We start from the raw sequence: 13,286 nt of genomic DNA on the forward strand, positions 1-13,286 counted from the left end.
GGTGACCACCACACTGTCCGAGGCACGACGGCCGCCCGAGGCCGCCGGCCGCGACCGGCCACAGCGCTCGTCCCGGGTGACCGGCCGGCGCAACTGGGCCGGCGGTCTGGCGGGATGGCTCTGGTTGGTCGTCGTCGCTGTGCCCCTGTACTGGACCCTCATCACCAGCCTCAAGGCCCAGAGCCGCTATTACGCGGAGAACCCGCTGGTGCCTCCGGCCGACCCGACACTGGACAACTACCGGCTGGTCCTCGAGTCCGACTTCCTCCGCTACTTCGCGAACAGCGTCGTGGTCACGGTCGGCGCCGTGGTGCCGGCGGTCGTGTTCTCCTTCATGGCGGCCTACGCGATCGTCCGAGGCCGGCGCATGCGGGTACTGCGCGCGATGAACGGCCTGTTCCTCATGGGCCTGGCCATCCCGCTGCAGGCGACCGTGATCCCCGTCTACCTGATCATCATCAAACTCCAGCTGTACGACAGCCTGCTGGCGTTGATCCTGCCGTCCGTCGCCTTCGCCATCCCGCTGTCGGTGCTGGTGCTGGCCAACTTCGTCCGGGACGTGCCCAACGAACTGTTCGACTCGATGCGGGTCGACGGCGCCGGCGAATGGACGACGATGTGGCGGCTGGCCGCACCGCTCACCCGACCGGCCATCCTCACCGTGACCATCTTCAACGCACTGACCATCTGGAACGGATTCCTGCTGCCACTGGTGCTCACCCAAAGCCCGCAGCGCCGGACCCTGCCGCTCGCGCTGTGGACCTTCCAGGGCCAGTACGGGGTCAACGTCCCCGCCGTTCTGGCCGCGGTCGTCCTCACCACCCTGCCCGTCCTGATCCTGTACGCCTTCGGCCGCCGCCAGTTGTTGAGCGGTCTGACCGCCGGATTCAGTCGCTGACCGACGCCGACGTGGGAGGAAAGTGAACGCCAACGTGGCCGAAGAGAACGAGAACACCGCCACCGCCCCGCTCTGGAACGACACCACCGCCTCCGTCACGGCGCGCGTCGACGCGCTCGTCGCCGCGATGACGCTCGGTGAGAAGACCGCCCAGCTGTACGGAGTCTGGGTGGGCGCCTCCGACGAAGGCGACGAGGTCGCCCCGCACCAGCACGACATGGAGGAGGCCGTGGATCTCGACGCGCTCCTGCCTACCGGGCTGGGCCAGTTGACCCGGCCCTTCGGGACGGTTCCGGTCGATCCGGCGCTGGGGGCGCTCTCCCTGGCCCGCACCCAGATGCGGATCGCCGCCGGGAACCGCTTCGGCATTCCCGCGCTCGCTCACGACGAGTGCCTGGCCGGCTTCGCCGCCTGGGGCGCGACCGCCTACCCGGTCCCGCTGTCCTGGGGCGCCACCTTCGACCCGGACCTGGTCGGGCGCATGGCCGCCTCCATCGGCCGCGACATGCGCGCCGTCGGTGTCCACCAGGGACTCGCTCCCGTCCTGGACGTGGTGCGGGACGCCCGCTGGGGCCGGGTCGAGGAGACCATCGGTGAGGACCCGTACCTCGTCGGCACCATCGGTACGGCCTATGTGCGCGGGCTGGAGTCGGCCGGGATCGTCGCCACCCTCAAGCACTTCGCCGGCTACTCGGCCTCACGCGCCGGCCGCAACCTCGCCCCCTCCTCCGTGGGCCCCCGCGAGCGGGCGGACGTCCTGCTGCCCCCGTTCGAGATGGCGATACGCGAAGGCGGCGCCCGGTCGGTGATGAACGCGTACACGGACACCGACGGCGTCCCCGCCGCGGCCGACGAGGACCTGCTCACCGGGCTGCTGCGCGACACCTGGGGCTTCGACGGCACCGTCGTCGCCGACTACTTCGCCATCGCCTTCCTCAAGACGCTGCACGGGGTGGCGGCCGACTGGTCCGGCGCGGCCGGACTGGCGCTGGGGGCGGGCGTCGACGTCGAGCTGCCCAACGTCAAGACATACGGCGCTCCCCTGGCAGAGGCCGTCGCGGACGGGCGCGTCCCGGAGGCGCTGGTGGACCGCGCCCTTCGCCGGACACTCACGCAGAAGGCGCGGCTCGGCATGCTCGATCCGGACTGGAACCCGGTGCCGGCCGCACTGGAGGGGGCGGATCTCGACCATCCGGAAGCCCTGAGGGGCCGGATCGACCTGGACGGGCCGGAGAACCGGCACCTCGCCCGCACGATCGCTCAGGAGGCGGTGGTGCTGCTGAGCAATGACGGCACCCTGCCGCTGGACCGGCCTCGCCGCATCGCCCTGCTCGGTCCCAACGCCGACGAGCCCACCGCCGTGCTCGGCTGCTACTCCTTCCCTCAGCACATCGGCGTCCGCCACCCCGGGACCCCGCTCGGCATCGAGTTGCCGACGCTGCGCGACACCCTCGCCGCGGAGTTCCCCGAGGCCGAGATCACGCTCTCCCGGGGTACCGGGATCGACGACGGGGAGCTCAGCGGCATCCCGGAGGCCGCATGCGTGGCACGCGCGGCCGACATCGCGGTCGTGGTGCTCGGGGACCGCGCGGGGCTCTTCGGGAGGGGCACCAGCGGGGAGGGGTGCGACGCCGATTCGCTGGCACTGCCGGGGGCGCAGCAACAGCTGCTCGATGCCCTGCTCGACCAGGAGACCCCCGTGGTCACCGTGCTGCTCGCGGGGCGGCCGTACGCACTCGGGCGGGCCGTGGGGGAGGGCGCCGCGATCGTGCAGTCCTTCTTCCCGGGGGAGGAGGGCACGCACGCGATCGCCGGTGTGCTCAGTGGCCGCGTCAATCCCTCCGGGCGGCTTCCGGTCGGCGTGCCGAGCGGGCCGGGTTCGCAGCCGGCCACCTACCTCGGCGCGCGGCTCGCCCACGCCGGAGCAGTGTCGAACGTCGACCCGACGCCCGCGTTCGCCTTCGGCCACGGCCTGTCCTATACGTGCTTCGACTGGACGGACCTGAGGGTCGACGTGCAGGAGGCGCCGACGGACGGCGAGTTCCGTCTCGCCTTCACCGTCCGCAACACGGGCCAACGGTCCGGAACCGAGGTCGTGCAGCTGTATCTGCACGACCCCGTCGCCTCCGTCGTCCAGCCGGTGCAGCGTCTCGTCGGCCATGCCCGGGTCGACCTGGAGCCGGGCGAGGCCGTACGGCTGCGTGCCACGGTCCCGGCCGACATCGCTTCCTTCACCGGACGCGACGGCCGGCGCGTGGTCGAACCGGGTGAGCTGGAACTGCGGTTGGCCGCCTCCAGCGCGGAACACCGCCTTGTCGCCGGGGTCACGCTGACCGGGGCCGCACGGTATCCGGACCACACGCGACGCCTGCGGTCGGTGATCGTCCGGGAGCGGGACCATCCGCCGGGAGCCGCTTGAGAATCCGGTGGCTCACAGCACGCCGCGCCGGGCGAGACTGCGCGTCAGCGCACGTATGCCGAACGTCCACGGCGCCGCCTGCTCGCTGGTGACGACGGTGTTGACCAGGGTGCCGAGTCGCGGGCTGGAGATGCGTACGACGTCGCCGTGCTCGTGGGTGAAACCCGACCCCGGTGCCGTCCGATCCTCGGTGGGGGCGAACAGCGTCCCGGTGAACAGCACGAAGCCGTCGGGGTACTGATGGTGCGGACCGTGGGTGGCGGCCACCAGGTCCAGGACGTCGCGGCTGATCTCGCGCATGGAGCTGCTGCCGTGCAGTGCGTAGCCCTCCGGGCCGTCGACCCGCAGGCCGACGTCGAGCCCGCGGACGGCGTCGAGGTCGAAGCCGTCGTCGAACAGGCGGATGAACGGGCCGATCGCGCACGAGGCGTTGTTGTCCTTGGCACGGCCCAGCAGCAGTGCGCTGCGTCCTTCGACGTCACGGAGGTTGACGTCGTTGCCGAGCGTCGCGCCGCGTACGCGGCCGCGCGAGTCCACGACGAGGACGACCTCGGGCTCGGGGTTGTTCCACACCGAGGCGCCGAGCACTCCGATGTCGGCGCCGACGCCGACCGCGGACAGGACCGGCGCCTTGGTGAACACCTCCGGGTCCGGACCGATGCCGACCTCCAGGTACGGCGACCACAGACCCTCGGCGACGAGCAGTTCCCTCACCCGGTCCGCCTCGGGCGATCCGGGATGGACGCCGTCGAGCTCGCCGCCCACCACCCGCTCGACACGGGCCCGTACCCGGGCGGCCTGCGCCGGGTCGCCGCCCGTGCGCTCCTCGATGACGCGTTCCAGCAGGCTCCCGGCGAAGGTGACGCCGGCGGCCTTGATCACCTGAAGGTCGACGGGCGCGAGCAGATGGGCAACGTCACGACGGCCGTGCGGTGCTTCGAGCAGTTCGTCCAGGTGCCAGACGCGTCCTCCGTCGGCCTCGCGGACGACGGCCGCCGCGTCGTCGCGTTCCATGAGGTCGGAGACGGTGGGAACGACGGCCGTCAGGTCGACGACCCGCTCCCCGCGCACCGCGGCCACACACGGCCCGTCCCATTCCGGGGCGTGGACGCGTGCCACGAGGGCCGCGCGGTCGGCGTCCTCCGGCAGGACACAGGACCCGGTGAGGACCGGACGAGGGTGTACTGCTGCCGATTCCACGATCGATGCCCTCCTGGGTTCGGGGGAGTGCGGTGGCCCGGGGCCGCGCTCAGTGGGAGTCGCGGGGGACGTCGTGTCCACGGCGTCCGCGCAGGAAGCCGAAGTCGGCTCCCCGGTCGGCCTGTTCCACGTGTTGCGTGTAGAGCCAGGTGTAGCCGCTGCCGTACTGCTCGGCCGATGCCCTCCACGACTGCCGGCGCCGGGCGAGCTCGGCGTCGTCCACGTCCAGGTGCAGGGTGCGGTTCGGAACGTCGAGGACGACGGGGTCGCCGTCGCGCACCAGGGCGAGGGGACCGCCGACGGCGGCCTCGGGCGCCACGTGCAGGACCACCGTCCCGTACCCCGTGCCGCTCATCCGGCCGTCGCAGACCCGCACCAGGTCCTTGACACCGGCCTTCAGCAGCTTGGCGGGGAGCGGGACGTTGGAGACCTCGGGCATCCCGGGGTATCCCTTGGGGCCGGCGTTGCGGATGACGACGACGGTGTTCTCGTCGACGTCGAGTTCCGGGTCGTCGGCCACCTCGTGGTAGGCCTCCGGGGAGTCGAAGACGCGCGCGGGGCCGCGGTGGGTGAGCAGGTGGGGCGACGCGGCGGACTGCTTGATCACGGCCCCGTCGGGGCACAGGTTGCCGCGGAGCACGGCGATGCCGGTGCCGGCCGGCTGGAAGGGGGCGTCGAGAGGGGTGATGACGTCGGAGCCGACGCGTTCGGCGTGCGCGGTGTTGTCGGCGACGGTGCGTCCGGTGACCGTGATCTGGTCGCCGTGCAGCAGCCCGCCCTTGAGCAGCTCGGCCAGGACGGCCGGCAGGCCGCCCGCGTAGCAGAAGTCCTCCATGAGGTACTTGCCGCTGGGCATCAGGTTGACCAGCGTCGGCACCGCGCGGACCAGGTCGTCGAAGTCCGCCAGGCTCAACTCGACGCCGACGCGCCCGGCGAGGGCGGTGAGGTGGATGACGGCGTTCGTGGAGCCTCCGACGGCCGCGTTGACCCGGACGGCGTTCGCGAACGCCTCCCGGGTCAGGATCCGCGAGGGGCGCAGCTCCTCCTCCACCATTTCCACGATGCGCCGCCCGGCCGCCTGCGCGGTCTCCATCCGGCGGGAGTCGACCGCGGGCCAGGCCGCGGAACCGGGCAGCTGCATGCCGAGCGCCTCCGCCACGCAGGCCATCGTCGAGGCGGTCCCCATCGTCATGCAGTGCCCGTTCGAGCGGGCCATGCAGCCTTCCGCGAAGAAGCACTCCTCCTCCGTCATCCGGCCGGCCTTCAGATCCTCCTCGAACTTCCACACCTGGGTGCCCGACCCCACGTCCTGACCCCGGTACTTGCCGTTGAGCATCGGCCCGCCGGTGACCATCACGGCGGGCAGGTCGACGCTGGCGGCGCCCATGAGCATGGCGGGGGTCGTCTTGTCACAGCCGGACAGCAGCACGACCCCGTCGAGCGGGTTGGCCCGGATCAGCTCCTCGACCTCCATCGCCATCAGATTGCGGTACAGCATGGCGGTGGGGCGCATCAAGGTCTCGCCGGTGGCCATGGTGGGGAACTGCAGCGGCAGCCCGCCCGCCTGCCACACGCCGCGTTTGACGGCTTCGGCGACGTGGGTCAGATGAGCGTTGCACGGGGCGAGTTCGGAGGCGCTGGTCGCGATGCCGATGACGGGGCGCCCGTCGAACACCTCGTGCCCGAGCCCCTGGTTGCGCATCCAGGAGCGGTAGATCATCCCGCCGCGGCCCTGTGCGCCGAACCATGCCTGGCTGCGTCGGCTCGTCCTCTGCCCGTCGGTCATGCGGTCACTCCCGTCGGCTGTGGCGTCGTCCGTCTCACGAAGGGGCGTTCTCGGCTGAGGGTCCGCGGGCCGCACCCTGTGCCACAATCATTAAATGATTCGATGAATGGCGTCCAGAGGGCGGGCAGAGATCGTGGAACACTTCCCCACCACGCACCAGCGTGTGGTCGACGAGCTGGGGCGGCGCGTCGTGGGCGGCGTCTGGAACCCGGGGGACCCACTGCCCGTCGAGGACGCGCTCGCGGCCGAACTCGGCGTCAGCCGCGGGGTGGTGCGAGAAGCGGTCAAGGCACTGATGGCCAAGGGGATGCTGCGGGTACGACCGCGCACCGGCACCCGGGTGCTGCCGCCGGAGCACTGGAACCATCTCGACCGGGACGTCCTGCGCTGGAAGCAGGACGGGGACGCCGCGTCCCTGCTGCGCGACACGGGCGAACTGCGCCTGATCGTCGAGCCGAAGGCGGCCCGGCTCGCCGCCCACCGGGCCGGAGCCGACGACCTGCGAGTCCTGCACGAGTCGCTGGCCGCCATGGAGGCCGCGGCGGCGGCACCCGGCCGCAGTGGCTACGTCGAGGCCGACCTCGCCTTCCACCGGGCCCTGCTCGCCGCCAGCGGCAACCGTCTCCTCGGCTCACTCGGCCGGGCCGTCGAGATCGCCCTGGAGCACAGTTTTCTCATCAGCACGCAGACCCCGGGAGCGGTGGAAGCCTCGTTGCCGGGGCACCGGGCCATCCTCCGGGCCGTCGAGGCGCGCGACCCCGAGGCCGCGGCCGAGGCCGTACTGGCCCTGATCGAAGCCGCCGAACGGGAGATCGCCCAGTCACCGGGCATGCCGAACGCGACCCCGGGCGACGCCGGATGACCTGCCGCCGCTGAGACCCGCGAGCGCCGCGGGAGACGGCCGCCCCCGGCTGCCCCGGGCACCCCCGCTCAGGGGCCCCCGGGGCAGCGCGGCTCAGGGGTACCGCACCACCTTGGACGGCACCGTGTCCGTCCCCGACGTGGGCGCACCCGTGTCGTTGATGACGCACTCGTACTGTCCCTGGCCGCCCAGCGACACCACGAGCAGCCCGTGGAAGCGCACCCCGGACCGGGTCGGCGCGGCGAAGCCGTGGTGCTGCACGATGGACGGGTTCACGTTGTAGTAGCAGTAGCTGCCCATGCCCCAGCCCTCGTGCTCGGTGACGTCGTCCCCGACCTTGTAGGCGGCGTACCCCTTGACCGAGCCGTTCTGGATCGCGGCCTGGTCGGGGGCGTCGTAGGCCTTCTCGTTCTGGAAGAAGACCGTGCGGCCCCGCTCGCCGTTCCACTGCACGTCGTACTTGTTGAAGTGCTCGACGAACAGGCCGGTGATCAGTACGTCGTCGCCGTTCACGACCACGCCGTAGTCGGCGCGGTTGGTCTCCCAGCCGACGCCGTCGCCGTGGTCGGCGCGCCACACCCAGGTGTGGTCGACGATCGTGTGCCGGCTGTTGACCACCATGCTGGTGGTGGCCTTGCCGGGGCCCGCGCCGCCGATCCGGACGAACACGTCCTGCACGGTGGTGGGGTTGGCCGCGTGGTCCGCGGACGCGCCCTCGGGCCCGATCTCCAGCAGGGTCGGGGAGTTGACCGGCCCGGCGTCCACGAGGAACCCGGCCAGCCGTACGCCGTCCACGTCGGCGACCCTCAGCGCGGTGACGCCGTTGTCGGGAATGAGCGTGGCGTAGCCGAGCCCCAGGACGACCGTGCCCGCGCGCTTGACCTCGACGGTCCGGTCGACGTGGTAGATCCCCGGCGTCAGCAGCAGGTGCAGGCCCTGCTCCAGCGCCTGGTTGAGGGTGGCCGCCGAGTCGCCGGGCCTGGCGACGTAGAAGCCGGACAGGGGCAGCGAGGTGCCGCGCGGGGTGCCGTTGCCCCAGGAGACGCCCCGGGCGTCGGTGCGCTTCTCCGGGAGGAAGACGCGGTACTCGTCGCCCTCGAGGTACAGGAACGGCTTCTCCCGGGAGACGGGCGTCGTTTGCAGCGTGGTGTACGGCGGTTCCGGGAAGCTCTGCGCGGGCGCGCCCTCCACGCCGGAGAACACCATGTTCCACACGGCGTTGAGCCAGCCGCCGACCGAGCTGTCCCGGGTGTACCACTGCTGCTGCGAGTACGGGCCGACCGTGCCGTCGATCCGGCTGTCGGCGATGTAGCCGCCGCTGGCCCAGCCGTAGCCGTCGGGAGCGAGGTTGAGGCCGCCGCGCACGTGCATGCGCCGGAAGGGCGCCGCCTGCGAGACCGCCCAGCGGTTGGTGCCGCTGACCGGGACCAGGGCGAGGTTCTCCGCCGAACGCCAGAAGTTCTGCGTGGCGTTGCCGTCGAACCAGCCGGCGTCGACCGTGACGTCGCCGTTGATGGTGGTCTCGTCGGGGGAGAGGCCGAGGCCCGCGATCGAGGTGTAGAAGCCGAGCTGGGCATTGAGCCCGTGGTAGGTGCCGGGCTTGAACAGCAGCGCGTAGCGGCCGGTGCCGAACTGGGCCGACTCCTGCTGCTTGAAGATCTCGTCCAGTCGGCCCTGGATGTTCGCCGTGGACGGGTCGAAGACGATGACGTCGGGCCCGAGGTCGCCGCCGCCGGGCAGCGCGCGGGGGCCGTCGGGGGAATCGGCGGCGGAGTTGACGGCGGAGGCGGCTCCCACGCCGGTGAGGGAGGCCAGCACGGGTGCCGCGGCGGCCGCCGCGAGGAGACTGCGGCGACGCGGTCCGGAGGGTTCGGGCAGGGGGGAGTGCGTGGGGGAAGAGGGCATGTGGGGCGGCTCTCCTTGTTCGGGAAGTGAACGCAGTGGAGGTGGGGGAGCGCTCTCTGCGAGTGCACTCTTCATCCGTCGGCACGGACACGTCAAGAGTTGCGACCGCTTCTTGTGCTCTGCGTTCAACAAGTGAGAGCACGGCGGGCGTTGCCGCGACCGGCGCCCGGCCCGTCGAAACCCTTGACACCCTCCCTCGCGCCCCCAACACTCCGAGTCGGGAGAGCGCTCTCCGAGATTTTCCCCGACCTTCTCAGGAGGTCTCCATGCCACGGAGATCGAAAGTTCTGTCCGGCACCCTCGTCGCGAGCGCGTTACTGCTGACCTCGATCGGCATCGGCACGGTCGCCGCCAGCGCGGACACCCCGGCGCCGGCCCCGGCCGCCGCCCCGGCGGCGCCCGCCGGGCACACCATGGCGGTCTCGACGGCCGGCTCGCCCGAGGATCCGGACGGCGACGGCTACATCCCCGCGAACCCGCCGGTCACCGGCGTCACCCCGTCCACGAAGGAGCCGCCGCACCGCTACTTCCACGAGTTCCAGGCCAACTGCTCGGTCACCCACACCGCACCCGACGACCCGATCGTCTTCCCGCAGCAGCCCGGCACGTCGCACGACCACACGTTCATGGGCAACACGACGACCGACGCAGGCAGCACCACGGCCTCGCTCGACGCCGGGTCCACCACCTGTCTGGCGTCCGGTGACCGCTCGGCCTACTGGATGCCGACCCTGTACGACGGCGACCGCCCCGTGCTCCCGGTCGGCCCGCAGACCATCTACTACAAGGCCGGCGTCACCGACTACACCAGTGTGCGGCCCTTCCCGAAGGGACTGCGCTACGTCGTCGCGAGCCCCATGCAGAGCGCCCAGGAGTTCCGCGATCACCCCGGCTTCGTCGAGGGCTGGGAGTGCGGCGACAGCTTCTTCAACGTCGACTTCCCGACCGACTGCCCGCAGCGGCCGGACGTCCAGGTCAACATCCGCTTCCAGGCGCCCAGTTGCTGGGACGGCAAGAACCTGGACACGCCTGACCACAAGAGCCACATGGCGTATCCGGTGGTCAACCCCGGGACCAACAACAACATCTGCCCGGCCGACCACCCCGTCGCCCTGCCGATGATCGAGTTCAAGATGGCCTTCCCGGTCAACGGCGACCTCTCCCGCGTACGACTGGCCAGTGGCGCGAGCTACTCGTTCCACTACGACTTCTTCAACGCCTGGGACGAGGCGACCCTCGACGCCATGGTCGGCCACTGCATCGTCGGCGGGCTCCAGTGCGACGCGCGCGGCTACGACCAGACCCACCCGGAGGCCGGAGCGGCGCTGAGCGAGGACTACGAACTGCCCTGACCCGGCGCGCCCTCATCGACCGGCCCGGCCGTCCACGTCTGTCCCCGTCACGGCCGGGCCCCGCATCCTGCAGACCGGAGAGAAACCCCATGAGCCGACCCCGCACCCCCACCCGCAGACTCCCCTCAGCCCGCAGACTCACCGCCCCGCTCACCGCCGGCCTGCTCGCCGTCGGCGCACTCACCGCCCTGCCCGCGACACAGGCGCACGCCGCCGGCAGCGTCGTGAAGGTCACCGGAAGCCAGGGCAACTGGCAATTGACCGTGGACGGCAGCCCGTACACCGTCAAGGGGCTGACCTGGGGCCCGTCCCCCGCCGACGCCGATCGCTACATGCCCGACCTGGCGTCCATGGGCGTCAACACCATCAGGACCTGGGGCACCGACGCGAGCAGCCGCCCGCTCCTCGACTCGGCCGCCGCCCACGGCATCAAGGTCGTCGCGGGCTTCTGGCTCCAGCCCGGCGGCGGTCCGGGCAGCGGCGGATGCGTCGACTACCTCACCGACACCGCGTACAAGGACCGGATGCTCGCCGAGTTTCCGCGCTGGGTGCAGGAGTACAAGGACCACCCCGGCGTCCTGATGTGGAACGTCGGCAACGAGTCGGTGCTCGGCCTGCAGAACTGCTACGGCGGCGACGAGCTGGAGCGCCAGCGCGACGCCTACACGACCTTCGTCGACGACGTCGCCAAGAAGATCCACGCCGTCGACCCGAACCACCCGGTGACCTCCACCGACGCCTGGGTCGGCGCCTGGCGCTACTACAAGAAGAACGCCCCCGACCTCGACCTGTACGCCGTCAACTCCTACGACGCCGTGTGCGACGTGCGCTCCGCGTGGGAACAGGGCGGCTACAGCAAGCCGTACATCGTCACCGAGTCCGGACCGGCCGGCGAGTGGGAGGTGCCGGACGACGCCAACGGCGTACCGAGGGAACCGACCGACCGGGCCAAGGCGCAGGGTTACACCGACGCCTGGAACTGCGTCACCGGTCACCGGGGCGTCGCCCTGGGCGCGACCCTCTTCCACTACGGCACCGAGTACGACTTCGGCGGCATCTGGTTCAACCTGCTCCCGGCCGGGCAGAAACGGCTGTCGTACTACGCCGTGAAGCGGGCCTACGGCGGCGACACCTCGCGCGACAACACCCCGCCCGTCGTCTCCGGCTTCGGCGTCGAGGGCGACGCGGGCCGGGTGCAGGCCGGCAAGAACCTGGTCCTGACCGTGCGCGCCTCCGACCCCGACGGCGACCCGATCGGGTACGAGGTGCTGTCCAACAGCAACTACATCGACCAGAGCAAGCAGTTGACCCCGATGCCCTTCACCGACCTCGGCGGCGGACGCCTCTCGGTGACCGCCCCCGACCGGCCCGGCGTCTGGAAGCTGTACGTCAAGGCCACCGACGGCAGGGGCAACGTCGGCGTCGAGACCCTCTCGGCACGGGTCGTGCCACCCGCCGTGGACGGCACCAACGTCGCCCTCGGCAGGCCGGCCACCGCCTCCTCCTTCCAACCGAGCTACGGCGACTGCCCCTGCACCGCCGCCAACGCCGTCGACGGCAACCCGGACACCCGGTGGGCCAGCGACTGGAGCGACCCGCAGTGGCTCCAGGTGGACCTGGGCACACGCACCACTTTCCGGCACGTCCAGCTGTACTGGGAGGCCTCGTACGCCAGGGCCTACACCGTCCAGACCTCCGACGACGGTCAGAACTGGCGGACCGTGTCCACGGTGACCGACGGCAACGGCGGCGTCGACACCCTCGACGTGACCGGCACCGGCCGCTACGTACGCGTCAACGGCACCGCACGCGGCACGGGCTACGGCTACTCGCTGTACGAGTTCGGCGTCTACAGCTGACGCCGTGGGACGAGACGGAGGGGGGATGAACCCAGGTGGGCACGAGTGACGAAGAGATCGACCGGCTGCTCGGCAAACTGACACCGCGCGCCCGCGCGCTGCTGCCGACCGGCGCCACGACCTGGCGCACGAAGGCGGAACCAGCTCTGGGCCTGAGGGAGTTGGTGATGTCGGACGGTCCGGCGGGCGTACGGGGCGAGGCCTGGGACGAGCGGATCACCTCCGTCCTGCTGCCCTCGGCCTCGGCTCTCGCCGCCACCTGGGACGAGGCCCTCGTCGAACGCCTCGGCGGTCTGCTCGCCGCCGAGGCCCGGCGCAAGGGGGTGGACGTCCTCCTCGCCCCGACCCTGAACCTGCACCGCAGTCCGCTGGGCGGCCGGCACTTCGAGTGCCTCTCCGAGGACCCCGAGCTGACCGGCCGCATCGGCGCCGCGCTGATCCGCGGTGTCCAGGCCCACGGCGTGGCGGCCACCGCCAAGCACTACGTGGCCAACGACTCCGAGACCGACCGCCTCACCGTCGACGTGCGGGTGGGCGAACGGTCGCTGCGGGAGGTCTACCTCGCGCCCTTCGAGGCGGCGGTGGCGGCGGGGGTGCGACTCGTCATGGCGGGGTACAACGCGGTCAACGGCACCACCATGACCGCGAGCGCCCTGCTCACCGACCCGCTGAAGAGCGAGTGGGGCTTCGACGGCGTCGTAGTCTCCGACTGGGGAGCCGTGCGCGGCACCGTGGACACGGCCCGCGCCGGTCTCGACCTCGCCATGCCGGGGCCCGAGGGCCCGTGGGGCGAGGCGTTGGCACGGGCGGTGGCCGACGGCGACGTACCCGAGGCGACCGTCGACGACAAGGCACGCCGCCTGCTGCGCCTCGCGGCCTGGCTGGACGCGCTGGGCGGGCCCGACTCGCCCCGGCCGGTGCCGACGGGGGAGTCGCGTGGTGGGGAGCGCTCGGCGGCGGTGCCTGCGTCGTCAGCAGCCCGTGAAACGTGCCTGCCGGTGTCGG

9 protein-coding genes are annotated in these 13,286 nt (G+C 71.6%); 6 read left to right on the top strand and 3 right to left on the bottom strand.

Going from position 1 to position 13,286, the window contains the following annotated elements; genetic code table 11:
- Position 1 precedes the first annotated feature (1 nt).
- Together AB0P07_RS09505 and AB0P07_RS09510 are read left to right on the top strand one after the other, a co-directional pair.
- Positions 2–898 (top strand): carbohydrate ABC transporter permease, encoded by an 897-nt coding sequence (locus AB0P07_RS09505; protein ID WP_365547457.1) that lies wholly within the window; start codon positions 2–4, stop codon positions 896–898.
- Positions 899–920: 22 nt separating this feature from the next.
- The gene (locus AB0P07_RS09510; protein ID WP_365547460.1) at positions 921–3,317 is read left to right on the top strand and encodes a glycoside hydrolase family 3 N-terminal domain-containing protein; all 2,397 of its coding nucleotides are present in this window, start codon (positions 921–923) and stop codon (positions 3,315–3,317) included.
- A 12-nt stretch (positions 3,318–3,329) separates the two neighbouring features.
- On the opposite strand, the gene AB0P07_RS09515 is transcribed toward AB0P07_RS09510, so the two are convergent.
- A complete protein-coding gene (locus tag AB0P07_RS09515; protein WP_365547463.1) occupies positions 3,330–4,517 on the bottom strand; it encodes a fumarylacetoacetate hydrolase family protein in 1,188 nt (395 codons plus the stop codon).
- A gap of 49 nt (positions 4,518–4,566) precedes the next feature.
- The gene (locus AB0P07_RS09520) at positions 4,567–6,303 is read right to left on the bottom strand and encodes an IlvD/Edd family dehydratase (protein WP_365547466.1); all 1,737 of its coding nucleotides are present in this window, start codon (positions 6,301–6,303) and stop codon (positions 4,567–4,569) included.
- A 106-nt stretch (positions 6,304–6,409) separates the two neighbouring features.
- On the opposite strand from AB0P07_RS09520, the gene AB0P07_RS09525 reads away from it, so the two are divergent.
- Positions 6,410–7,165 carry a FadR/GntR family transcriptional regulator gene (locus AB0P07_RS09525; RefSeq protein ID WP_365547468.1) on the top strand — a complete coding sequence of 252 codons (756 nt, stop codon included), beginning with the start codon at positions 6,410–6,412 and terminating at the stop codon, positions 7,163–7,165.
- 93 nt (positions 7,166–7,258) lie between these two features.
- Here the strand turns inward: AB0P07_RS09525 and AB0P07_RS09530 are convergent, their stop codons facing one another.
- Complete coding sequence (locus AB0P07_RS09530; RefSeq protein ID WP_365547471.1) at positions 7,259–9,070, bottom strand: coagulation factor 5/8 type domain-containing protein; 1,812 nt, start codon at positions 9,068–9,070, stop codon at positions 7,259–7,261.
- A 266-nt stretch (positions 9,071–9,336) separates the two neighbouring features.
- On the opposite strand from AB0P07_RS09530, the gene AB0P07_RS09535 reads away from it, so the two are divergent.
- From AB0P07_RS09535 to AB0P07_RS09545, 3 genes are all read left to right on the top strand, one after another.
- Positions 9,337–10,422, top strand: a complete 1,086-nt coding sequence (locus AB0P07_RS09535; protein ID WP_365547474.1) for a DUF1996 domain-containing protein — start codon at positions 9,337–9,339, stop codon at positions 10,420–10,422.
- 89 nt (positions 10,423–10,511) lie between these two features.
- Positions 10,512–12,281 carry a discoidin domain-containing protein gene (locus AB0P07_RS09540; RefSeq protein ID WP_365547477.1) on the top strand — a complete coding sequence of 590 codons (1,770 nt, stop codon included), beginning with the start codon at positions 10,512–10,514 and terminating at the stop codon, positions 12,279–12,281.
- A 77-nt stretch (positions 12,282–12,358) separates the two neighbouring features.
- On the top strand, positions 12,359–13,286 hold a 928-nt coding region (locus tag AB0P07_RS09545; protein ID WP_365548119.1), incomplete at its 3' end, for a glycoside hydrolase family 3 N-terminal domain-containing protein.

The organism is Streptomyces sp. NPDC085944 (assembly GCF_040686295.1).
Classification (GTDB): Bacteria; Actinomycetota; Actinomycetes; order Streptomycetales; family Streptomycetaceae; genus Streptomyces; species Streptomyces salinarius.

What these genes read in the sequence shown, in the direction of transcription:
- AB0P07_RS09520 (WP_365547466.1), bottom strand. Translation starts at nt 6,303, where the DNA reads ATGACCGACGGGCAGAGGACGAGCCGACGCAGCCAGGCATGGTTCGGC.
- AB0P07_RS09540 (WP_365547477.1), top strand. Translation starts at nt 10,512, where the DNA reads ATGAGCCGACCCCGCACCCCCACCCGCAGACTCCCCTCAGCCCGCAGA.
- AB0P07_RS09530 (WP_365547471.1), bottom strand. Translation starts at nt 9,070, where the DNA reads ATGCCCTCTTCCCCCACGCACTCCCCCCTGCCCGAACCCTCCGGACCG.
- AB0P07_RS09535 (WP_365547474.1), top strand. Translation starts at nt 9,337, where the DNA reads ATGCCACGGAGATCGAAAGTTCTGTCCGGCACCCTCGTCGCGAGCGCG.
- AB0P07_RS09525 (WP_365547468.1), top strand. Translation starts at nt 6,410, where the DNA reads ATGGCGTCCAGAGGGCGGGCAGAGATCGTGGAACACTTCCCCACCACG.